Below are 22,097 nucleotides of genomic sequence, written 5' to 3'. Positions count from 1 at the left end.
TTCGCGCGGGGCCGCCGTCGCATCGGGGCCGGTGGGCCTTGTCCGCTGGTCAGTCGGTGGGGAGGAAGGGGGAGTGGCACAGGCCGCAGAGCACGGGGCCGCGGGCGAGTTCGGTGGGCGCCATGCGCAGGGAGCGGCACTGGCAGCGGGCGGCGACGTAGTTGCGTTCGGCCGTCGGCGGGGGCGCAGGGTAGCGGCGGAGTGCGGCGTCGAGGCGGGTGAGGTGCTCGCGGTATCGCTGCACGGTCGCGGGGGGCAGGGTGTCCCGGGCCCAGCCGCGGGGGCCCCCGCCGGGCTTGGCGGGGTCGTCCTGGTGTGCTTCGAGCCCGACTTCGCGGGCGAGGTCGCGGAAGCGGGTGTTGTGGTAGACGCCGCGACTGCTGGTGACGGCGATGCCGCGTGCCTCGGCGATCCGGTGGGTGGCCTCGTGCAGCAGCGCAGCGAGTGACGCATGAGCGCCGTCGGCGAGCTCGGTGCGGCGCGGATAGCGGGCGGTGAGCCCGCCCCGCAGCCAGCCACCGGGGGTATCCCGCCGGCGGGCTGGCCACGGAGGGGCAGGGGAGACGTCGCGATGCCGCCGGGTGATGGCCTTCCAGAGCTGGCTGAGAGCGTCGGCCAGCTCGGTCTCGACGTCGTTGTCGGACGGGGGCGTGGTGGTGGGCATGGCGCGAGTTCCCGGTGTGTCGTGGTTGTGGTGGGTCAGGGTCGCAGAGGCACGGTTGCCAGGTCTGTCACTCGTCGTGCTGCAGCTGCTCGATCAGGGCGTCGGCGAGTTCGGCGTCGGCGAGATCGGCGGTGAGCGGGTCGGTGAGCAGGCCGAGCAGGTAGTGCTGGGCTGGCTCGCCGTACTGGCCTGCCCGGGTCCGGGTGAGGAACTCCTCGTCGTCGTGCAGGGCCTGGCGGGCGTGGATGAGCTGTGCGGTGTGCATGTCTGCTCCTTCGGTCTGTGTCGGGCTGGTGGGGTGGCCCGCCCTCGGTGGGCGGGCCACCCTGGGTGTGGATCAGGCGGCGAGGGCGTAGGCGGGGCGCGGTGTCTCCCCGGTGATGGCTTCCACCACGGCGGCGATCAGGTCCCGCGCGGCGGGTGGGGTGACCGCGTTTCCGGCGAGCTTGACCTGCTCGCGTTTGGAGCCGAGCAGCACGAAGTCGTCGCGGAAGGCCATCGCTAGCTTGATCTCTGCCGGGGAGAGCATCCGGAAGTAGCAGTCCTCGACCTCGATGGCGCCCTGCAGCAGCGCGTCGCCCTCGACGGTGGTCTGGGTGGGCAGCGGCTGGCTGAGCGGGCGCACGGTGCCGGTGTCGTAGGCGAGCAGGTAGTCCGGGTGCCAGACGAGGGACTGGTGCCCGGTGGTGGTGATGGTGCGGGCGGGTTCGGTCACGGGGGTGGACATCTCCGCGCCACCAGTGTTGTTGCGCATCAGCAGGCCGTGGTGGTTGCCGTTGGCTGCCACGGTGTCCAGCGGTTCCCCGGCGAGTTTGGCCCGTTGTTGTTGCGCAGCGGGATGACGACCACGCCGTCGGACTCGCGGGTGGTGCGGGTGCGCATCGGCCGGTCGGCGACGGTCTGGGCGTCGTCGTTCCAGGTGCCTCCGGCGGGGACCAGCAGCGCGGTCTCGTTGCGGGTGGTCTGCCCGCGCATCGGCAGGATCGCCGGGCGGGCCTGCTTGCCCTCGCGCCCCTCCATCGGCACGGTCAGCGCCTGGGTGCCCAGCTGCGGGGACAGCGGCCGCAGGTACTGCTCGGCGGTGCCTCGGTCGCGGTAGGCGTTGAGGTTGAGCAGCGGGGCCGCTGGTGCGGGGGCCGGGCATTCCGCGCCGAAGTAGCGCCGCACCCCGGCCTCGATGCGGGCCATCGTTTTGGCCTCCAGCGGGCGCAGCCCGAGCGCGGGGCGATCGCCGATGCGGATGCCCGGCATCGACAGGTCGAGCGCGGCCAGCGCGGGCAGCACGTAGGGCATAGCCGGCGGCGGGGCCAAAAGCCCGGCCCGAGGCGGGGACGCGCGAGGGGCGACAGTGCTTCCGCCACCGATGGAGGCTCCAACGGCCCCCAACCGGCCGCTGAGTGAACCCGGTCGCCACGGCCGCTGAGCCGACTCGGCCGCTGCGGGTGTCAAGATATCGGACACCTTGTCAACATGCTGACGTGGCCCTATGGTGATCACATTGCTTCACAAGCTCTCGCGTAAGAGGTACGTCGTGTCGTTACTGGAATCCGACGAGCAGCAAGCGATTCGCGAGTCGATTAGGGCCATTGCCGGGCCTTATGACCATGCTTGGTACGTCGAGCGCGCTCGGAATGGGCAGAAGGTTGACGAGCTCTGGAAGGCCGTGGGCGAAGCAGGTTTCGTCGGAGTCAACCTTCCCGAGGAGTACGGCGGCGGCGGGATGGGCATCGAGGAGCTCGCGATCGTCGCCGAGGAGCTGGCGGCCCTGGGGTCGCCGCTCTTAATGATGATCGTCTCGCCGGCCATATGCGGATCAGTGATCGCTCGATTCGGTTCGACCGCCCAGAAGGACCGCTGGTTGCCGGGTCTGGCCACCGGCGAGATCAAGATGGCCTTCGCGATCACGGAGCCCGACGCCGGGTCGAACAGCCACCTGATCTCCACGACTGGGCGGCGCGACGGTGACGAGTGGGTGCTGAATGGGAAGAAGTACTACTGCTCGGGCGTCGACGAAGCTGACGCGGTGCTCGTGGTGGCCAGGACGTCGATGGACGACTCCAGCGGCCGCGCGAGGCTCTCGCTGTTCATCGTCCCCACGGACAGCCCAGGCCTGAGCATGACGGTGATCCCCGTCGAGGTGGTGGCCCCCGAGAAGCAGTTCACGTTGTACTTCGACGACCTCTGCCTCGGTGAGGACGCCCTGCTGGGCGAGGTGGACAACGGGCTACGCCAGATCTTCTTCGGCCTCAACCCCGAGCGGATCATGAGCGCCGCCACATCGAACGGCATCGGCCGGTTCGCTCTTGAGCGCGGCGCGCGCTACGCCCGCGAGCGTTCGGTGTGGGGCGGCACACCTATTGGCGCCCACCAGGGCATCAGCCATCCGCTGGCTGAGGCTCACATGCATGTGGAGCTGGCCAGGTTGATGACCCGCCAGGCGGCCTGGCTCTACGACCACCAGCACGCGGCCGGCGAGGCGTCGAACATCGCCAAGTTCGCGGCGGCCGATGCTGCGGTCGAGGCACTGGACCGGGCTATCCAGACCCACGGCGGCAATGGCATGGCGACGGAGTACGGGCTCGCAGATGCATGGGGCTTCGCTCGTGTCCTCAAGATCGCGCCGGTCTCTCGGGAGATGGTGCTCAACTTCGTCGCCCAGCATTCGCTCGGGCTGCCACGCAGCTACTGAACCAGTCCGGAGGGATTTTCGATGAGGCCGTACTCAGATGCGCTGACAGCGCAGTACCACGATGCTGGGGTGTGGCAGGACCGCACCTGGAGCTCCTACGTCGCGGAACACGCCGCCAACCGGGGGGATCAGGAAGCGATCGTCGACCAACCTGACAAGCAGCAACTGATGGGCCGTCCGCGCTGGAGATCGTCGACGAGATTCCCAAGGGACCGAGCGGAAAGATCCTCAAGCGGTCGTTGCGCGACCGCTACGACACCCGAGAGATGGGATAGCTGATGCCGGTGCTTACCCCTCAGGTGGACAAGAACTCCGAGGAGTTCGCGCGGAACAGGTCGAGGCTGCTCGAGCGGATCGCCCTGCTGGACGAGCAGCTGGCCGCGGCGCGTGCCGGCGGTGGCGACAAGTACGTCGAACGACACCGGTCCCGCGACAAGATGCCGGTGCGGGAGCGACTCGATCTCCTCCTGGACCGTGGCTCGCCGTTCCTGGAGCTCTCCGCACTGGCGGGCTGGGGGAGCGAGTTCACCGTCGGCGCCAGCGTCGTCACGGGGATTGGGGTCGTCTCGGGCGTCGAGTGCATGATCGTCGGGAACGACCCGACCGTGCGTGGCGGGGCGTCGAACCCCTTCACCTGGAAGAAGATCATCCGTGCCCTCGAGATCGCCCGGCACAACCGGCTGCCGGTGATCAACCTGGTGGAGTCCGGCGGCGCCGACCTGCCTACCCAGGTCGAGGCTTTCGTGCCGGGTGGAGCGTTGTTCCGCGATTTGACGCGCCTGTCGGCCGCCGGTGTCCCGACCGTCGCCATCGTCTTCGGCAACTCCACCGCCGGCGGGGCTTATGTCCCGGGCATGTGTGACTACTCGATCATGGTCAAGGGGCGAGCCAAGGTGTTCCTCGGCGGCCCGCCGCTGGTACGGATGGCGACCGGTGAGGTCTCCACGGACGAGGAGTTGGGCGGCGCGGAGATGCACTCTCGGATCTCGGGGCTCTCTGACTATCTCGCCGTCGACGAACGCGACGCGATCCGGCTGGGGCGGCAGGTGATGGCCAACATCAACTGGCGCAAGCTTGGTCCGGGCCCCGCCCAGCCGGCGCGCCCTCCTCGGTGGGACCCGGAGGACCTCCTGGGTGTCGTCTCGAGCGATCTGCGCGTTCCGTTCCGGCCCCAGGACGTGCTCGCGCACGTCCTCGACGACTCTCGCTTCGACGAGTACAAGCCGACGTATGGAACCAGCCTCGTCACCGGCTGGGGGTACTTGCACGGATTTCCTGTGGGGATGCTGGCCAACGCCAACGGGGTCATCTTCCCGGAGGAGGCCGAGAAGGCTGCGGAGTTCATCCTCCTCGCCAACCAGGTCGACGTGCCGCTGCTGTTCATGCAGAACACGACCGGTTTCATCGTCGGCAAGGTCTACGAACAGGCCGGGATGATCAAGGACGGCGCCAAGATGATCAACGCAGTGGCCAACAGCCGCGTTCCGCACATCACGCTGCTGATGGGCGCTTCCTACGGGGCCGGCAACTACGCCATGTCCGGACGGGCCTACGAGCCCCGTTTCGTCTTCTCCTGGCCGAACTCGAAGACAGCGGTGATGGGACCTCAACAGCTTGCCGGTGTCCTGTCGATCGTCGCCCAGGAAGCTGCGGCCTCGTCCGGTCGGGAGTTCGACGAGGCGGCGGATGCGATCCGGCGGGCCTCGGTGGAGCAGCAGATCGAGCGCGAGTCCGACAGCTTCTTCATGAGCGGACGGCTCTACGACGACGGCGTGATCGATCCCCGCGACACGCGGACGGTGCTTGGGATCGCCCTCTCCGCCGCCCATTCCAACCAGATCGAGGGCACCCGCGGTTTCGGTGTCTTCAGGATGTAAGGCAGTGATGACGCAACAGTTCAGGACCGTCCTCGTCGCCAATCGGGGCGAGATTGCCCGCCGGGTGATCCGCTCTTGCCGCGATGCCGGTCTGCGCACCGTGGCGGTATTCTCCGACGCGGACGAGGATGAAGCATTCGTAACCGAAGCCGACCTGGCGGTGCGGCTGCCGGGCGTAACCGCCACCGACACCTATCTGCGCGCCGACCTGATCATTGACGCGGCTTTGCGCTCCGGTGCAGAGGCGATTCACCCGGGATACGGGTTCTTGTCCGAGAACGCCGACTTCGCGCGGGCAACGCTCGATGCCGGCCTGGTGTTCATCGGTCCTCCCCCCGAGGCGATGGAGCTGATGGGTGACAAGCTCAGGAGCAAGACCCGGATGCAGGAACTCGGCGTACCCGTCCTCCCCGCGATCGAGGTCACCAACCACGGGGCTGAGGAGCTGCGGGAGGCTGCCACCGACATCGGCTTCCCGCTCTTGGTCAAGGCTTCCGCTGGAGGTGGTGGTCGAGGCATGCGCATCGTGCGCGACCTGGAGCAGACCTGGGACGCGGTCTCCTCGGCCCGCCGCGAGGCGCAGTCTGCCTTCGGTGACGAGACGGTCTTCTTGGAGCGCTACCTGGAAGCGCCGCGGCACATCGAGATCCAGGTCTTCGCCGACGCCCACGACCAGGTGGTGGCGCTGTTCGAGCGGGAGTGCTCGATCCAGCGTCGGCACCAAAAGATAGTGGAGGAGTGTCCGTCTTCGGCTGTGAACGACACCTTGCGCAAGCAGCTGAGCGAGGCCGCCGTCACCACGGCTCGGGCTGCGGACTACCGGGGCGCCGGCACGGTCGAGTTCGTCCTGGCCGAGGACGGGTCCTTCTACTTCCTGGAGATGAACACCCGACTCCAGGTCGAGCACCCGGTCACCGAGGCCGTCACCGGCCTTGACCTCGTGCGGCTCCAGCTCGACGTGGCGCAGGGCCTCCCACTGCCGGAGGAGGCGCTGTCTCCGACGATGACCGGGCACGCCATCGAGGTCCGCCTGTACGCCGAGGACCCCGCGAATGGCTTTCTGCCGACGGCAGGCCGGATCTACGACTTCTCCTTCGAGCCGACGGCCGGCCTCCGCGTCGATGCCGGCGTCCGAGCCGGTTCGGTGGTCAGCACGTACTACGACTCGATGTTGGCGAAGGTGGTGGCCCACGCGACGGACCGCACGGCGGCAGCAGGTGTGCTGGCCTCGTCGTTGCGGCGGATGCACGTTGACGGCGTGGTGACCAATCGGCAGCTGCTGGTCGACGTGCTGGAGCACCGCCGGTTCCTGGCCGGCGCCACGCCGACCTCCTTCCTCGACGATCACCCCGACCTGCTGGCCGCTCGAGTGGTGGACGAGCGGCTGCGCCTGCACGCTCTCGTGGCAGCCCTCACCGGTCACGCGCGTGCACCCGAGGAGCATTCGATGCTGCCTGCGGTGCCGGCACGATGGCGCAACAATCCTCCCGTGCGTTCCCAGGACCGCGCTCTCGAGCGGGTGCAGTACGCCGTGCAGGACACAATCGTGGACATCGGGTTCTCTATCGCCGGTCGCGAGGTGACCGCCGAGGTCGACGGTGAACGGGTCGACGCGGTCATCCCTCACCTGTCAGCTGGCGAAGTCGACCTGGAGGTCGCGGGGATCCGGCGGACCTACACCGTGCTGGCCGCAGACGGGGCGGTCCACGTCCACGACGCGGATGGCATGACCACGCTCGGCGAGCTGTCACGCTTCCCGGCACCCGAGGACGAGGGGCATGCCGGGGCCGCGACGGCACCGATGCCCGGCGTGGTCCGCGACGTGCTGGTCAGCCAGGGCAGTGCCGTGTCGGTCGGCGAGCGCCTGGTCGTGCTCGAGGCCATGAAGATGGAGCACACCGTGACCAGCCCCGTTGACGGGACCGTCGCCGAGGTGCTGGTCGCCAGCGGCGACCAGGTGGAGGCGGGTGCGGTCTTGGTCGTGCTCGCGGACGATGCCGACGAGGCACCAGCATGACCGCGCGTACTCGCGTGACCCGGACTGATGAGAACTTCCAGGAGGAACACATGACCCAATCAGACGTTACCGTCCAGGACGGTCGAAAGCTCGCTCTGATCACCGGTTCCTCGAGAGGACTGGGCCGAGCGATCGCAGAGCATCTCGTGCAGTCCGGTCACGACATCGTCGTGAACTACCGACGCAACGCCGACCTGGCCCAGGAGACCGTGCAGAGGCTCGAACAGCTTGGGGCCCGCGCCATCGCGGTCCAGGCTGACCTTGAGAGCACTGATGAGATCGACGCGATGTTCGACCGCGTCGCTGTCCACTTCGGCCGTCTCGACGTCCTGGTCAACAACGCGGCCGCGACGGCGTTCAAGCCGTTGCTGGAGCTCAACGACACCAATGTCCAACGAACTCTCCGCCTGAGCGTCAACGGCTTCGTCCGCTGCGTCCAGCAGGCAGTGCCACTCATGGAGGGACGACCAGGACGCGTGGTCGCCATCAGCGGGGTTGACAGCTGCCACTACATGCCCGGCCACGGTCTGCTGGGTGCTGCGAAGGCTGCCGTGGAGAGCCTGGTGCGCGCCTTCGCGCTCGAGCTGGGTCCCCGAGGCATCACGGTCAACGGCGTGCGTCCGGGTGGTTTCGAGACCGACTCCTCGCGCATCTACGGCGGCTCGCAGTACGAGTTCCTCCGCGAGCGTTTCATCGCTCAGTCGGGGATCAAGGACTTCGGCACCGTGGACGACATGGCAGGGGCCGTGGACTACCTGGTCTCGCCTGAGGCGCGGTACGTCACCGGCCACGTGATCGTCGTCGACGGCGGCCTCACCGCCAACCTGGGCGAGCTCGACGCCATCAACGACGCCACCCGCAACCACCACATGGGAAGAGTCAACTCATGAAGACCGTGCGCATGGGAGCAGGATCCGGCTACTGGGGAGATCTGCTCGAACCCGCCATCGACCTCGCCAAGCGCGGGGAGCTGGATTACCTCGGCTTCGACTTCCTCGCCGAGCTGACCATGTCGCTGCTGCAGCGGGCGAAGCGCAGGGATCCCGGCAAGGGCTACATCCCCGACGTGGTGCCGTGGATGCAGGCGCTGTTGCCCATCACCCACGGCAACGGCACTAAGATGGTGCTCAACGGCGGCGGTACCAACTGTGAGGCCGCAGCCGAGCAGGTCCTGCGCGTGGCTCGGGACGCAGACTTGACGAGGTTGAGGGTCGCCGCGGTCACCGGTGACGACCTGACGTCGCGGATCGATGAGTTCCGTCAGGCTGGGGTGACCCTGGCCAACATGGAGACCGGAGAGCGGTCCATCGACGAGATCGCCGACCGGATCGTGTCGGCGCACGCCTACATCGGGTCCGAGGGGATCGTCGAGGCTTTGGGCGGGGGCGCTGAGGTCGTCATCGGCGGCCGCCTCGCGGACAGCTCGGTCTACGTGGGCCCGCTGATGCACGAGTTCGGCTGGTCGTTCGAGGACGCCGACTGGGACCTCCTGGGGGCGGCGATCACCGTCGCGCACGTGATCGAGTGCGCTGGGATCTGCTGCGGCGGCATGAGCTCGCAGTGGAAGAACGTTCACGAGCCGTGGAACATGGGCTTCCCGATCGCGGACTTCCGACAGGATGGCACCGCCGAGATCTCCAAGCTGCCGGACACCGGTGGCCTGATCAACCAGTGGACGATCAAGGAGCACCTGCTCTACGAGACGCACAACCCCACCGACTACCGGATGCCTGACGGCATCGCGGACCTGACGACGACGCGGTTGGAGGAGACGGGGCCGGATCGGGTGCGCCTGTCGGACATGAGCGGCCGGGAGCGACCGGAGATGCTCAAGGTCCAGATCGGCTACACCGACGGCTGGATCGGCGAGGCGCGGGTCCTGCTGCCCTGGCCGGACACCATGGCCAAGGCCGACCGCTGCGAGGAGATCATCCGTAAGCGCCTGGACATCGTCGGGGTGACGCCTCGCGAGCTTCGATTCGACCGGGTCGGCGTCGACGCCCTGGCCGGCCCGCTGGCGCGGCGACCGCGACGCGACCCCGAGGAGATCGAGCTGCGGGTCACGGCCCGGGTAGCCAGCCGGGAAGAAGCCGCCGCAGTTAACCGCGAGGTCACCCACGTCAGCACGATCGGTCCAGTCGGCACCGCGTTCGGCCCACCGGTGAAGCCGCGCGAGGTCATCGCTCTGTGGCCCACGCTCGTGCCACGCGACATGGTGCCCACCAACGTCCTGTTCGAGGAGATCTGAGTTCATGATGACCACACTCAACGAGCTCGCCTACACCCGATCGGGCGACAAGGGCGACATCTCCAACATCGGGATCATGGCCTTCGGGCCGGCCGAGTACGAGGCACTGCGGACCTGGGTGACCCCGGAACGTCTGCGCTCGTTCTTCGCCGGTGTAGTGCTCGGCCCGATCGAGGTCTACGAGCTCCCCCGGATCCAGTCCTTGCAGGTCGTCCTTCACGACGCCCTCGGTGGAGGAGCCACGCAGACCCTGAGGTTCGACGAGACCGGCAAGTCGATGGCCGCCCTGATGAGCCGGATGGAGATCCCCACCGCTCTGCTCACGAACGGAGTAACCGGATGACGGTGAACGCACCCCCCGAGCCGAACATCGTCGTCGAGGAGGTTGCGCCGGCGCTGTCGGTGGTGTGGCTGAATCGGCCGGCACAGCTGAACGCGCTGTCCTCGACGGTGATGGCCGAGCTCAGTGACGCCATGTCCACCGTTGGGCGGGACTCGAGGGCGGTCGTCCTGAGCGGTCGGGGCAGGGCGTTCTGCGCTGGTGGTGATCTCAAGGAGCTGTACCCCTTGCTCTCCGAGGCCGACGTCGATGGCCGGCGCCTGCAGATGCGCGCCTTCCAGGAGGTCGTGACCGCGATCCGATCCACCCCGTGCCCGGTGGTCGCTGCCGTCAACGGGGTGTGTGCCGGCGCCGGGATCAGCCTGGCCCTTGCCAGTGACGTGGTTATGGCCGGTGCGGACGTCGAGTTCCACCCGACCTTCACCCGGGTCGGCCTGCTCCCGGACCTGGGTTCGCTCCACCTGTGGACCCAGGCCGTGGGACCTCGACGAGCCAAGGAGATGGCCTTCCTGCCCGAACCGATCGGCGCCGAGGACGCGCGTGCTGCCGGGATGGTCAACCGTGTCGTCGCGCCCGGGCAGGCCGTCGAGGCCGCAGTCGAGTTGGCGCACCGGCTGGCCGCCGGGCCCCGCGCGGCGCTGCAGATGGTCAAGGACATCATCAACCGGGAGGACCAGGCCGATCTCGAGGCGTCTATGGTGCTGGAGTCCTACGCGCAGGCGGCGGCCTTCTCCACCGGCGAGGTGGACGAGGGAGTCGCTGCGTTCCTCGAAGGTCGTGCGCCCCGCTTCGGGGCGGCCACCGAGACCGAAGGCACACCGTGAGCCGCGGAGAAGTCGCCCAGACGGCGAAGGCCTACCAGGTTCCCGCGATCGAGCGCAGCATGCTGATCCTGCAGGCGCTGCAGCAGCACGGGCCTCTTGGTCTGGCCGATCTGGTAAGTGAGACGGGTCTGTCACGCAGCACGTGCTATTACCTGGTGCGGACCATGGCGAAGGCGCAGCTGGTCGAGTCTGATGAGGAGACGCGCAAGTACCACTTGGGGATTGGGCTGGTCGAGCTGGGGTCGGCGGCAACCGAGCAACTGGGCTACCTGGGCGTGATCAAGCGCTATATCTTCGATCTGCTCGAGGAGATGGATGCCACGTTCGTCATCTACCGGCGGCTGGACCGTGGACGGGTCGCCATCGTGGACAAGGTCGAGCCCTCGCACCGGCTGCGTGTCACGGTGCCCTTGGGGACCACGCTGCCCATCCAGGGCGGCTCCTTCGGGCGGTGCTTTCTAGCCTACGACCACCCGACTGCGGTGCGGGAGATCCTCAACGCAGGTCTCCAGCGGTACACCGAGCAGAGCATCACCGATGTCGATCGGTTCCTTAGTGAGATCAACGGCGTCCGCGAGCGTGGCTGGGCACTGGACCGAGAGGGGTTTGCTCTTGGGGTGAGCACGGTAGCGGCACCCATGCTGCGCGATGGCCAGCCCCTGTTGGTCGTCGGCGCGGTGGCCATGGCAGCGACGCTGGCCGATGATGCCACCGTTGAGCGTTGGGGGCGACGTCTCCGCGAGATCTGCGACAGCGCCTCCACAGCTCTTCACCGGCACCCCCGCGGTTCCTCGGGCCTCGACGGTGGCGTAGCGCTGGACGAGCGATGACTGCTATCGACCACCCGACGCCGCTGGATGGCGTCCGTGTCATCGACCTCTCGCTGCTGATTCCCGGTCCGTGGGCGACGTCGATGCTGGCGGAGTTGGGCGCGGACGTCTTGCACGTGCAGCCTCCCGGTGGAGACCCGTTGCAGGAGATGATGCCGGGCGCCTACCGCGTTGTCGGGCGGGGCAAGAAGGTCGTCCGACTGGACCTGAAGTCGCAGGAGGGTCGTCGCCGCCTCCTCGACCTGCTCGAGGACAGTGACGTGCTCGTCGAAGGCTTCCGACCCGGAACGCTGCAACGGCTGGGGTTCGACCCGGACACGATGATGACGACCTTTCCCCGGCTGATCGTGTGCTCCCTGAACGGCTACGGCAGCGACGGCACCTACCGCGACCGCCCCGGGCACGACCTGAACTACCTGGCTGCCAGTGGCCTGCTGTCTATGAGCGGCGAGCCGAGCGGGCGACCGTACCCGGGTGGGGGTGTCCCCGTCGCGGACATCGCGGGCAGCCTCTTCGCGACGCAGGGCATCCTCGCGGCGCTGCTGCTGCGCAAGCAGACTGGTGTCGGCTCCCGGCTGGATGTGCCGCTGGCGGCCGCGGCGCTGAAGCTGTCCGAGTCGCGGATGGCCGAGTACGACGACCGGGGCGGACCGGCTAAGGCCGAGCTGATGTCGCGGGGTGCTTATGACGTGTTCCGATGCCGAGACGGGTCCTGGCTGGCCGTGGCCTGCATGGAGGACCGCTTCTGGCACGGCCTCTGTCGGGTGCTGGGTCGCGAGGACTGGCTGGAGCGCGAGGAGTACTCCAGCTACGGCGGCCGCTGCCACCACGCCGAACGACTCAACGGGGACCTGGCCGACGAGTTCGCCCGGGCCGACCGCGACGCCTGGGTGGAGCGTTGCGTGGCCGCGGACCTGCCCGTCAACGCCGTCCTCGACTTCGGTGAGGTCAGCGACGACGAGCACATGCGGCAATGGCTCGACTGGCTGCCGGACGGGGGGCGGTCGGTCCGGCTTCCCTATGCCCTCCGCGCAGCCCGACCCACGATGACCACTCAGGATTCAGGGAGAACAAGATGACGAAGTCACGTGTGGCACTGGTGACCGGTGGTGCGGGTGGTCTGGGCCGCGAGATCGGCCGTCAGCTGGCGGCAGGCGGCCGCCGGGTGGTGTTGGTCGACATCGACGAGGAGGCCGTCAGTACGGCGGCCCGTGAGCTGGCCGCTGACGGCCTCCAGGTGGAGCCGGTCGTCGCCGACGTCACCGACGGAGGTCAGGTGGACGGACTCGTGGCCGAGATCGGCGCGAGTGGCGAAGACGTCGACGTGTTGGTGAACAATGCAGGCTTTCCCATTGATGCTCCGTTGGTGAAGATGACCGACGAGGACTTCCGCCGGGTCGTCGACGTCTGCCTGTTCGGGACTTTCGTGTGCTCCAGAGCCGTCGTTCCGGGCATGATCGAACGTTCCCGGGGGCGCATCGTCAACGTGGCGTCCCGGGCCTATCTCGGCAATCCCGGACAGGCGAACTACGCGGCGGCCAAGGCCGGCGTCGTCGGTCTGACGCGGGCCCTGGCCAAGGAGCTCGGCAAGCGCGGAATCACCGTGAACGCCGTTGCTCCGGGTCTGATCGACACTCCCGCCGTGCAGCGCCACCCGAAGTACGACCTTCTCGTCGAGCTGGCCGAGAAGCACAACTCGGTGCCGCGGCTCGGCCTCCCGCAGGACGTGGCGTCCACGATCGCGTTCCTCGCCTCTGACCAGGCCTCGTTCATCACCGGAGATGTGATCCATGTGTCGGGCGGACGGTACACATGATCGAGCAGACTCGCGGCTGCTTCGACGACCTGGTCGTGGGAACCACGACGAGGTCCCCGCGCCGAACGGTGACCGAGGCCGACGTCGTCGGCTTCGCCGGTATGTCCGGCGACTTCAACGCCCTGCACACCGACGAGGTGGCAGCTTCCGCGACGCCGTTCGGCACCCGGATCGCGCACGGGCTGCTCGGTGCCGCGATCGCCTCGGGCCTGTTCACCCGGACCGCCCTGTCGGCCTCCCTGCAGGAGTCGCTCATCGCACTACTCGGCGTCGACTGCCGCTTTGTCAACCCACTGCGGATCGGCGACACCGTACACGTCGAGGCCGAGATCACCGAGCTGCGCCCGACCAGCGACTCCTCACGTGGAGTCGTGGTCGTCGAGCGCCGGCTCGTCAACCACGAGGGTGCCGTGGTCCAGGTGATCACCACCCCGATGCTCATCCACACCACGCGTCCCGACCAAGGAGACACCCCCACATGACCATGCTGACTAAAGAAGAGCTCGATCTGCAGCGTTCCGTCCGTTCCTTCCTCAAGGCCAAGGTCGCTCCGCTCGTCGCCGAGCACGAGCAGGCCCGGACGTTCCCATGGGAGATCCTGCCCTCGCTGCACGAGTTCGGCTACGTCGGTGGTCTGGTGAGTCCCGACGACGGAGGGGACGACATCAGCTACTCCATGCTCGCCATCTTGATGGAGGAGGCGGGCCGGTGCTGGGGGTCGCTGCGCACCACGCTGAACATCCTCACCATCGTCCCGTACCTGATCTCCGTGGTCGGCACCGAGGAGCAGAGGAACCGCTTCCTGCCCGACCTGCTCTCCGGACGGCGCCGTGCGTGGTTCGGGATGACTGAGCCGGACGCGGGATCCGACGCCGGGGCGCTGCGGACCCGTGCGCGCAAGGAGGGCGACGCCTGGGTGCTGCAGGGTCGCAAGACCTACATCACCAACGCGCTCCACGCCGATGTCGGCATCGTCATGGCCACGGTTGACCCAGAGGCCGGACCCAACGGGATCACAGCCTTCCTCGTCGATGGTAGGGAGTCCGACTACGCCGTCCACGACATCCCGCACATGCCGGTCAGGGGCACGAGCAGTTGTGAGCTCGTGTTCGACGGCACGCGCATCTCCGGGCACAACGTCCTGGGCGAGGTCGGCCGGGGACTGTCGACGGCTATGAAGGCGATCAACGTCGGCCGGCTGAACATGGCCATGGGAGCGGTCGGCCTGAGCCAGGCGGCCCTCGAGGAGTCGATCAAGTTCGCCACCATCCGCGAGCAGTTCGGCCGCCCCCTGGGTGGGTTCCAGCTGGTGCAGGAGATGGTCGTGGAGATCGCCACGCTGACGCAGACCAGCCGTCTCCTGGGCATGCACGCCGCCCGTGCCCTGGACGCGGGGGACTCCGCGCGGCAGGAGTGCTCGATGGCGAAGTACTACTGCGGCGAGTCCGCGAACAAGGCCGCCTCGCTGGCACTGCAGGTGCACGGTGGAGCCGGCCTGATGGAGGAATCACCCGTGGAGCGGATCTTCCGCGACGCTCGCGAAGCGACGATCCCCGAGGGCACCTCGCAGATCCAGATCCTCCAGATGGGCCGTGCCCTGCTGGGCCAGTCGGCCCTGCGATGAACGATCACCAGGAGATAGCTCATGACTGACGCCTACATCCTTGGCACGGTACGCAGCCCCCTGGGCAGACGTGACAGCGCGCTGGCCGACACCCGCCCCGACGAGCTGCTGGCACTGGCCCTTCGCGAGGTGGTCGACCGGCACGCGGTCGATCCTGGTGAGATCGAGGACGTCCTGGTGGGTTGCGTCAACGCCGTCGGCGAGCAGGGGCGCAACGTGGGAAGGATGGCGGTGCTCGCGGCCGGGTTCCCGGAGGAGGTCCCGGCAGTGACGATGAACCGCATGTGCGGTTCGAGTCAGCAGGCACTCAACTTCGCCGCCCAGGCCGTGATGTCTGGCCAGCAGTCGCTCGTGCTCGCAGCCGGTGTGGAATCCATGAGCCGCGTCCCGCTGGGTTCGGACGCCGCCGGGGTAGACCCCTCGCCGGCCGTCACCGAGCGCTACGAGCTGGTGAACCAGGGCCTGGCGGCAGAAATGATCGCGCGCCGCTGGTCGCTCACCCGCGAGGAGCTTGACGAGTTCAGCGTTGAGAGTCATCGTCGAGCCGCTCGCGCCTGGGACACCGGTGTCTTCGTCGAGGAGGTCTTCGGGGTCGTGAGTCGGCCGGCCGAGCACCTGCTGGGCCGCGATGGCGGTCCGGTCGTCCTCGACCGGGACGAGGGCATCCGGCCTGACACGAGCGTCGAGGCGCTCGCCCGACTCCGGCCCGCGTACACCGAGGACGGTCTCATCCACGCGGGGAACTCCAGCCAGATCACCGACGGGGCGTCGGCGGTCCTGATCGGGGACCGTGACGTCGCCGGACGGCTGGGTCTGGAACCCCGGGCGCGGGTCGTGGCCACCCAGGTGGTCGGGGTGGACCCGGTGATGATGCTACACGGAGTCATCGAGGCCACCAGGCGGGTGCTCGATCGTGCGGGGCTGGAGGCCTCCGACATCGACCTGTTCGAGGTCAACGAGGCGTTCGCCAGCGTCGTGCTGGCGTGGCAGCGAGAGCTGCAGGTCTCGCTGGAGCGGGTGAACGTCAATGGCGGGGCGATCGCCCTGGGTCATCCCACCGGCTGCTCCGGAACCCGCCTGATGACGACGTTGGTGCACGAGATGCAGCGGCGAGGTGCGCGCTATGGCCTCCAGGCCATGTGCATCGGATACGGCATGGCGACGGCGACGGTCGTCGAGGCTGTCTGACGAGTACGCGTGGGGGCTTCGTGACATCGCGTCCCTGACAACAATCCGAGGAGAAGCAGTGATGGACTACAGCATCGGTACCCAGATCGCCACCTCGACGGTCGATCAGATCTACGTGCGCGGGCGGAGCCTGGTGGACGACCTCATAGGCTCGGTCGACTTCACCAGCATGGTGTTCTTCCACCTGAGGGGTCGGCTCCCAAGCGAGGGCGAGAAGGCGGTGGTCGACGCCTGCCTGGTCGGGGTGATGGAGCACGGGCTGACCCCAAGCTCGATCGCCGCCCGGCTGATCTACTCCAGCTCGCCGGAGGCGATGCAGGCCGCCGTCGCCGGTGGGCTGCTCGGAGCCGGCAGCGCCTTCCTCGGTGTCATGGAGGAGTCGGCGCAGATGCTGCAGGAGGGCGCGGACCTGGTGCGCCGCGGCGAGACGACGGCCGAGGAGTTCGCCCGCGACCAGCTCTCCGAGCTGCTCGAGGCTGACCGGCCGGTGCCGGGCTTCGGCCACCACATCCATCGTCCGGACGACCCGCGCACGGCCAAGCTCCTGGGGATCGCTGAGGAGCACGGTGTGAACGGCGAGCATGCACAGTTGCTGAGGACGCTGAGTCGGGTCATGGACGAGCTCAAGGGCAAGCATGTCACGGTGAACGCCACGGGTGCCGTGGCAGCGGTCCTGTCCGACATCGGGTTCTCCCACCGGATCGTGCGTGGCTTCGCGCTCATCGGCCGTTGCGCCGGTCTGGTCGGCCACATCTCTGAGGAGCAGGAGCGTCCGCTCGGTCGGGCCTTGTGGGACATGGCCGAGGAGCAGGTTCCCTATCTGGGCGAGGGAGTCTGAGCATGGCTGAGGCACTGCGCTACGAGCGCGACGAGCACGGGATCGGCTGGATCACGATCGACCGCCCGGACGCCGCCAATGCCTTGGATAGCGCCGCGCGCGCCGCTTTATGGGCGTGCTTCCGTCAGTTCCGGGACGATGAGGCTGCCGGCGTCGCGGTGATCACGGGAACCGGGGACAAGGCGTTCTGCGCCGGGGGCGACCTGAAGGAGATGTCCTCGTCCCAGTTGGGTGTTCCCCCGGCGGACTTCCTCCCGCAGCTCAACCGCAACTTCCAGCTCGACAAGCCAGTCATCGCCGCGGTCAACGGCGTCGCGCTCGGGGGCGGTTTCCTCCTCGCCCAGATGGCTGATCTGTGTGTCGCGGCTGACCACGCGACGTTCGCCATCAGCGAGGCTAAGTGGGGCAGAGGAGCACCGTGGGCGGTTCCATTGCCGTGGCTGATCCCGCCCCGTGTCGCCTTGGAGATCCTGATGACCGGGGAGAGGATCTCCGCGGTGCGGGCGTACGAATTGGGGCTGGTCAACAAAGTTGTGCCGGCCCCCGAGCTCTGGGAGACCACAACCGAGCTGGCCTGCACAATCCTCGCAAACGCGCCACTGACCGTGCGTGCTAGCAGACAGATGGTGTACGCGGCCGCCGAGCCCACCCTCGCCTACGGCTTTGCGCAAGCCGAGCGGCTCTTCGAGCCTGTCTATCTCAGCGCGGACGCGCAAGAGGGTCCTCAAGCGTTCCTGGAGAGACGTCCGCCGCGGTGGTCGGGAAAGTAGTGATCGGCAACTAGGAGAAACACATGTATCAAGAAGCACTAGGCCAGACCGTGAACCAGTTCTTCGACTACTCGTGCAGTGAGTGGGGGGACCGAGAGGCTCTCGTCTACCATGCCCCCGACGTCGAGGAGCGCCTCACCTACTTCCAACTCCGGCGCCGGGTTGCGGTCCTGGCCGAGGGCTTGCGGCAAGCAGGGGTTCGCAAGGGCGACCGGGTCGCCTTCCTGCTTGGCGTCACCGCCGACTGGGTAATGGTCTTCTACGCGGCGATGCGTCTGGGGGCCATCGCGGTTCCACTCAACCTCGCCTGGACTCCCCGCGAGATCGAGCAAGGACTGTCGCTCACCGAGGCGACAGTGCTCGTCGCCACGGACTCCTTCCGTGGGCGTAACTATCTCGTCGAGTTGCAGGATCAGTTGCCTGGCCTGACCGCGTGCAGCCCTGGTGACGTCTCCATCGAGGCACTCCCGCAGCTGCGCAGCGTCATCGCCCAGAGCCCCAATGGACAGCGCTATCCGTTCGCCGCCGACCTCGGCGAGATCGCTCGTGGTGGTGAGGGTTATTCTGCGGCAAACTTCGCCGCCCTGAGCGCGGAAGTCGGGCCAGACGACTTCTCGATCATGCTTCTGACGTCCGGCACGACCAGCTTCCCGAAGCCGGTCCTGCACACCCACCAGAGCCTGATGGTGGGGGTAGCCGGGTACGCCGACGGCATCGAGGCAGAGTCCGCGGACAAGATGTTGATCGTGGCGCCGAACTACCACGTCGCTGGCTACCTCACCTTGCTGATGCCGCACCTGCGGGGCGCCGGTGTGCACATCATGGAGTTCTACGACGTGGGCCTTGCACTAGAAGTGATCGAACGTGAGCGGATCTCGATGATGTTCGGATTCGACGTCCATTACCTGATGATGAACCGGCATCCCCACTTCTCTATGCACGACATCTCGAGCGTGACCAAGACCATGATCGGGTCCTCGCCGGGATCCTATGACGAGATCAAAAGCATGGGCATCACTCACCACGGGAACATCTACGGTTCCAGCGAGTATGTCGCATCGCAAGCCTACCTGCCCTACAGGGACCGGCACGACGAGTCAGTCATGCGGCTCTCCCACGGCCGGCCGATGCTCGGCACAGACCTGGTGATCAAGGACCCGGCGACCAACCGTGTCCTCGGACCCGACCAATCGGGCGAGATCTGCTTCAAGGGCCCGGCGCTGTTCTCCGGGTACTACAACATGCCCGAAGAGACAGCGAAGTCGATCGACACTGACGGCTATTTCCACAGCGGAGACTACGGATGGGTCGATCAGCGGGGCTACGTCTACTACCGCGGTCGCTTCAAAGAAACCATCAAGAGTGGCGGGGAAAACGTCAGCGCCCAGGAGGTTGAGCTCTTCCTGCAGATGGAACTGCCGTGGATCCTCAAAGCGATGGTAGTCGCTGTGCCCGACCCCAAGTGGGGGGAAGCAGTCACCGCCGTTGTTCAACTCAAGCCCGGAGCCGAGATTGATGAGGAGGGAATCCGGGAGGCGTGCCGAGGGAAGTTGGCCGGCTACAAGATCCCGAAGAACGTCGTCTTCGTCTCCGACGAGGACTGGGTGGCGACGCCCACCGGCAAGTTCGACCGCAGTGCGATGACCAGGCTTGCGCTGCGCAGAATGGGAATTCAGGAGCCGTCACCATGATCGTCAAGACCGTCGAAGAGGTTCTGGGGTCAAGTCCCTCGGAGTGGTGTAGCGCGGCGTTCTCCTTCCCGGTGCGGTCAGGCTGCTACAGAGGTTGAATGATCAAGGTTATGAACCGCCCCGGCGTGTCCGGAGACTTTCTAGTTTGAGACTCCAGCGGTTGCTGGGGTCTGGTGGTGAGCGTAGTGAGCGGCCTCGGCCTCGAGGGGTGTGAGGTCGTCGCAGTATTCGAGCGGTCGGCGGTGGTTGAACCAGTCGACCCATTCCGCGGTGGCGATCTCGAGGTCGTCGAAGCGCTTCCACGGCCGGCGCGGCTTGACCAGCTCGGTCTTGTAGAGCCCGATGACCGACTCGGCCAGGGCGTTGTCGTAGGATTATCCGGCTAATGATCTTGGTTTCCACCAATTGGCCGGTTAACGTTTCAGGCTTTCGGGGCTATTCGGCGGAGTTGTTCTTCGTGGCGGCGGACTCGGGTGGCGAGGGCGTCGAGCGCGGCGCGGAGGGTGGCGATCTCGTCGGTGAGGCCGGTCAGGGTGCCGCTGGTGGCGGTGCGGTGGCGGTGTTCGTCGATGACCGCGCGGAGCGTGGGGTTGCGGTAGAGGGTGGTGCGGCCGAGTCCGGCGCGGGCGGCGACGGCGGTGAACGTGACCGGCTGGCCGTCACAGTGGAGTTCGGCGCAGGCGCGTTCGACACGGTTGAGCGTGCTCGTGGTGGTCATCCGGCTTCGGCCTTCGTGATCAGGGTGTCGAGTCGAGCGACGAGCCGCTGGTGGCGTTCGGCCTCGGTGATCCAGCCGCGCTGCTCGGCGTCGCGGGCCAGGGCCTCGGCGTCCACGCGCTGGGCGGCGAGGATCGGCAGTGAGCTGGCTTCGGTGTGGAAGCTGGGGCAATGCTCGCAGATGTTGGCGTAGGAGCAGGCGCCCTGGGCGGGTGCGCGCAGGCAGAAGCCCCCGGCCAGCCGGGACTTGAGCAGCGGCGTGTCCTTCCAGTCAGCTCCGCCGGTGATGTCGGCCAACGGCAGGCTGATCGCACCGGACGCTGGGGTGCGGGCCTGTTGTTTGGCCAGATCGAGGGCGCGTTCGTACTCGGCTCGCACGGTGGTGTCGAACAGCCGCCCGTAGCGCAGGCTCATCTCGGCCGAGACGTGGCCGAGCAGCGCCATCAACGCCTGCAACGAGACGCCGGCGTTGACCAGGGCGGTGGCGTAGGTGTGGCGCAGCTGATGCGGGGTGACGTGGTCGAGCCCGGCGGCATGGGCGGCTCGGTCGAGCTCGGCGCGCACGGCTGTTTGCCCGAGTCGTCGGCCGTGGTGGGTGAACAGGAACTGGGCGGGTCGCCGGTAACGGGGGTGCGGCATCGGCCGCCCATGGGAACGGATGGCGATGATGTGGTCGACCAGGCCGAGGATCTCGTCGTCGATCGGGATCATCCGCTCGGCAGCGGCGATGTCTTCATGACGGAGCCCGAGTACTTCCCCTGCCCGGCAACCTGTCTCGTGAAGAACAGCGAAGAAGAGCCGGTCCCGCAGCCGCGTGCAGGCATCAAGGATCGCCTGCATCTCGACGGCAGTGAGGACCCGCGGCAGCTTCTTCGGCACCTTGAGCGAGATGGCCCGCCCGCGATATGGCTTCCCCTTGCTCACGTGATGGAGGAACGGTTTCCACCCGCCTCGCCCGCCGGTCTTCCACGCAGCCAGCAGGTCGCCGACTTCTGCGCCGTTGCGAGCCTGGTGCGCGTAGAACGCGCTGACGGCCGCGAGCTTGCGGTTCACCGTCGCAGCGCCGACATGCGCGGCCGCGGCCGGCAGTACCGCGACCGCACCGGACCGTCCCGCCGGAGGAAGCTGCAGCCAGGCGACGAACTCGCCAACGTCCTCCAGCCGAGCCTCACGCCAATCCAAACCTCGGTGGAACAGGAACTGCCAGTAGTTCTTCAGGTCGTGCGCATACGCCTTGATCGTGTTCGGGGACCGCTCGATGTCGGTCAGGTAGGCCAGATACCGCTCGATCGGCTCGATCGGAGTGTCATCGTCACCCAGGACGGTCCACGACGACTCTCGGGATGCGGGCATCGCCACGCGCTGAACATGCACTTGCTCCTCCAACGTGATCTACGTGCTGGACGAGCAGGAGATAACCATCGCCACCACGCAGCCCGCAGCGCGTCACGAGCGCGTGGTGCACATCAACAACACCCGTCGGGGAGCTTTAGATAACCTTGGCGGACAACGAGATCACCAGATCATCCAGCCCGGTCAGCCGGCGCTGGCCCTTGCCCACCAGTTGCGGCTCGAAACTGCCGTCGCGATCCCGCGGGGTAGCGATCTCCACCGGGCCGGCCTCGGTCAGCACCTTCTTGCCGCGCCGGCCGTTGCGAGAGTTCCCGCCGTTGCGGCCGGCCGGGTCATGCTTGGAATAGCCGAGATGGTCGTCCATCTCGCCTTCCAACGCCGACTCCACCACCTTCTTGGTCAGCATCGCCAGCAGGCCGCCCTCACCGGTCAACTGCAGACCCTCGGCCCGCGCCCGATCCGCCAGCTGCTGCACCAGCTGATCGTCCACTCCATCCGCCATCGCCGGAGCCTTCGCCTCGCCGCCGTTGCCCGTCCCATCAGTCACAGGTGTCTCCTTCACCTCAGGAGTTACACCAACGAAATTACAGTCCCCTTCGACGTACTCCCTG

22 protein-coding genes and 2 pseudogenes are annotated in these 22,097 nt (G+C 67.4%); 16 read left to right on the top strand and 8 right to left on the bottom strand.

Translation table 11 applies throughout. The annotated features are described in order from the left end of the window. Positions 1 to 49 precede the first annotated feature (49 nt). The 4 genes from BAY60_RS00205 to BAY60_RS36950 all read right to left on the bottom strand — a co-directional run bounded on the left by BAY60_RS00205 (position 50) and on the right by BAY60_RS36950 (position 1,957). The gene (locus BAY60_RS00205; protein ID WP_112278783.1) at positions 50 to 664 is read right to left on the bottom strand and encodes a hypothetical protein; all 615 of its coding nucleotides are present in this window, start codon (positions 662 to 664) and stop codon (positions 50 to 52) included. 67 nt (positions 665 to 731) lie between these two features. Then, a complete protein-coding gene (locus BAY60_RS00200) occupies positions 732 to 929 on the bottom strand; it encodes a hypothetical protein (protein ID WP_112278782.1) in 198 nt (65 codons plus the stop codon). A 72-nt stretch (positions 930 to 1,001) separates the two neighbouring features. Further along, entirely contained in the window at positions 1,002 to 1,451 is a 450-nt protein-coding gene (locus BAY60_RS36955) for a DNA cytosine methyltransferase (RefSeq protein WP_170160284.1), read from the bottom strand. Continuing rightward, positions 1,418 to 1,957, bottom strand: coding sequence for a hypothetical protein (locus tag BAY60_RS36950; protein ID WP_170160283.1), 540 nt, complete (start codon positions 1,955 to 1,957; stop codon positions 1,418 to 1,420). Before BAY60_RS36950 ends, BAY60_RS36955 begins: the two co-directional genes overlap by 34 nt. 238 nt (positions 1,958 to 2,195) lie before the next feature. Here BAY60_RS36950 and BAY60_RS00190 point away from each other — a divergent pair, with 238 nt between their 5' ends. From BAY60_RS00190 to BAY60_RS00115, 16 genes are all read left to right on the top strand, one after another. Further along, positions 2,196 to 3,353: an acyl-CoA dehydrogenase family protein gene (locus BAY60_RS00190; RefSeq protein ID WP_112278879.1), complete on the top strand. Its 1,158-nt coding sequence runs from the start codon at positions 2,196 to 2,198 to the stop codon at positions 3,351 to 3,353. Between the two features lie 278 nt (positions 3,354 to 3,631). Then, a complete protein-coding gene (locus BAY60_RS00185; protein ID WP_112278781.1) occupies positions 3,632 to 5,230 on the top strand; it encodes an acyl-CoA carboxylase subunit beta in 1,599 nt (532 codons plus the stop codon). A 7-nt stretch (positions 5,231 to 5,237) separates the two neighbouring features. Further along, positions 5,238 to 7,247, top strand: coding sequence for an ATP-binding protein (locus BAY60_RS00180; protein ID WP_211787795.1), 2,010 nt, complete (start codon positions 5,238 to 5,240; stop codon positions 7,245 to 7,247). Then, positions 7,244 to 8,137, top strand: a complete 894-nt coding sequence (locus BAY60_RS00175) for an SDR family oxidoreductase (protein ID WP_112278779.1) — start codon at positions 7,244 to 7,246, stop codon at positions 8,135 to 8,137. Before BAY60_RS00180 ends, BAY60_RS00175 begins: the two co-directional genes overlap by 4 nt. Next, entirely contained in the window at positions 8,134 to 9,495 is a 1,362-nt protein-coding gene (locus BAY60_RS00170) for an acyclic terpene utilization AtuA family protein (RefSeq protein WP_112278778.1), read from the top strand. The genes BAY60_RS00175 and BAY60_RS00170 overlap by 4 nt, the downstream gene beginning before the upstream one ends. Before the next feature lie 4 nt (positions 9,496 to 9,499). Next, positions 9,500 to 9,838, top strand: coding sequence for an AtuA-related protein (locus tag BAY60_RS00165; RefSeq protein WP_112278777.1), 339 nt, complete (start codon positions 9,500 to 9,502; stop codon positions 9,836 to 9,838). Next, positions 9,835 to 10,659: an enoyl-CoA hydratase/isomerase family protein gene (locus tag BAY60_RS00160; protein WP_112278776.1), complete on the top strand. Its 825-nt coding sequence runs from the start codon at positions 9,835 to 9,837 to the stop codon at positions 10,657 to 10,659. Before BAY60_RS00165 ends, BAY60_RS00160 begins: the two co-directional genes overlap by 4 nt. Beyond that, positions 10,656 to 11,489 carry an IclR family transcriptional regulator gene (locus BAY60_RS00155; RefSeq protein WP_112278775.1) on the top strand — a complete coding sequence of 278 codons (834 nt, stop codon included), beginning with the start codon at positions 10,656 to 10,658 and terminating at the stop codon, positions 11,487 to 11,489. Before BAY60_RS00160 ends, BAY60_RS00155 begins: the two co-directional genes overlap by 4 nt. Next, positions 11,486 to 12,568: a CaiB/BaiF CoA transferase family protein gene (locus tag BAY60_RS00150; RefSeq protein WP_112278774.1), complete on the top strand. Its 1,083-nt coding sequence runs from the start codon at positions 11,486 to 11,488 to the stop codon at positions 12,566 to 12,568. The genes BAY60_RS00155 and BAY60_RS00150 overlap by 4 nt, the downstream gene beginning before the upstream one ends. Continuing rightward, the gene (locus BAY60_RS00145) at positions 12,565 to 13,305 is read left to right on the top strand and encodes an SDR family oxidoreductase (RefSeq protein ID WP_112278773.1); all 741 of its coding nucleotides are present in this window, start codon (positions 12,565 to 12,567) and stop codon (positions 13,303 to 13,305) included. The genes BAY60_RS00150 and BAY60_RS00145 overlap by 4 nt, the downstream gene beginning before the upstream one ends. Continuing rightward, positions 13,302 to 13,787, top strand: a complete 486-nt coding sequence (locus BAY60_RS00140) for a MaoC/PaaZ C-terminal domain-containing protein (RefSeq protein ID WP_112278772.1) — start codon at positions 13,302 to 13,304, stop codon at positions 13,785 to 13,787. Before BAY60_RS00145 ends, BAY60_RS00140 begins: the two co-directional genes overlap by 4 nt. Further along, positions 13,784 to 14,929: an acyl-CoA dehydrogenase family protein gene (locus BAY60_RS00135; RefSeq protein WP_112278771.1), complete on the top strand. Its 1,146-nt coding sequence runs from the start codon at positions 13,784 to 13,786 to the stop codon at positions 14,927 to 14,929. The genes BAY60_RS00140 and BAY60_RS00135 overlap by 4 nt, the downstream gene beginning before the upstream one ends. A 21-nt stretch (positions 14,930 to 14,950) precedes the next feature. Next, a complete protein-coding gene (locus BAY60_RS00130; protein WP_112278770.1) occupies positions 14,951 to 16,117 on the top strand; it encodes a thiolase family protein in 1,167 nt (388 codons plus the stop codon). A gap of 61 nt (positions 16,118 to 16,178) precedes the next feature. Continuing rightward, on the top strand, positions 16,179 to 16,955 hold the full coding sequence (locus BAY60_RS00125; RefSeq protein ID WP_211787796.1) for a citryl-CoA lyase: 777 nt from the start codon (positions 16,179 to 16,181) through the stop codon (positions 16,953 to 16,955). Positions 16,956 to 16,957: 2 nt separating this feature from the next. Then, positions 16,958 to 17,725, top strand: coding sequence for an enoyl-CoA hydratase-related protein (locus BAY60_RS00120; protein WP_112278768.1), 768 nt, complete (start codon positions 16,958 to 16,960; stop codon positions 17,723 to 17,725). A 23-nt stretch (positions 17,726 to 17,748) separates the two neighbouring features. Continuing rightward, a complete protein-coding gene (locus BAY60_RS00115; RefSeq protein ID WP_112278767.1) occupies positions 17,749 to 19,416 on the top strand; it encodes a class I adenylate-forming enzyme family protein in 1,668 nt (555 codons plus the stop codon). A gap of 140 nt (positions 19,417 to 19,556) precedes the next feature. On the opposite strand, the pseudogene BAY60_RS00110 reads toward BAY60_RS00115, so the two are convergent. The 4 genes and pseudogenes from BAY60_RS00110 to BAY60_RS37735 form a co-directional block, all read right to left on the bottom strand. Then, positions 19,557 to 19,790: pseudogene (locus tag BAY60_RS00110) on the bottom strand (integrase core domain-containing protein); the annotation flags it as partial. Positions 19,791 to 19,837: 47 nt separating this feature from the next. Beyond that, positions 19,838 to 20,134: a DUF6262 family protein gene (locus BAY60_RS00105; protein ID WP_112278766.1), complete on the bottom strand. Its 297-nt coding sequence runs from the start codon at positions 20,132 to 20,134 to the stop codon at positions 19,838 to 19,840. Next, positions 20,131 to 21,486, bottom strand: coding sequence for a tyrosine-type recombinase/integrase (locus tag BAY60_RS37745; protein WP_112278877.1), 1,356 nt, complete (start codon positions 21,484 to 21,486; stop codon positions 20,131 to 20,133). Before BAY60_RS37745 ends, BAY60_RS00105 begins: the two co-directional genes overlap by 4 nt. A gap of 145 nt (positions 21,487 to 21,631) precedes the next feature. Next, positions 21,632 to 21,988 (bottom strand): annotated as a pseudogene (locus tag BAY60_RS37735) (transposase); the annotation flags it as partial. Positions 21,989 to 22,097 lie beyond the last annotated feature (109 nt).

The organism is Prauserella muralis (assembly GCF_003202285.1).
Classification (GTDB): domain Bacteria; phylum Actinomycetota; class Actinomycetes; order Mycobacteriales; family Pseudonocardiaceae; genus Prauserella_B; species Prauserella_B muralis.
The sequence above is the reverse complement of the archived record's forward strand: the minus strand, read 5'-3'. Positions and strand labels throughout refer to the sequence as shown.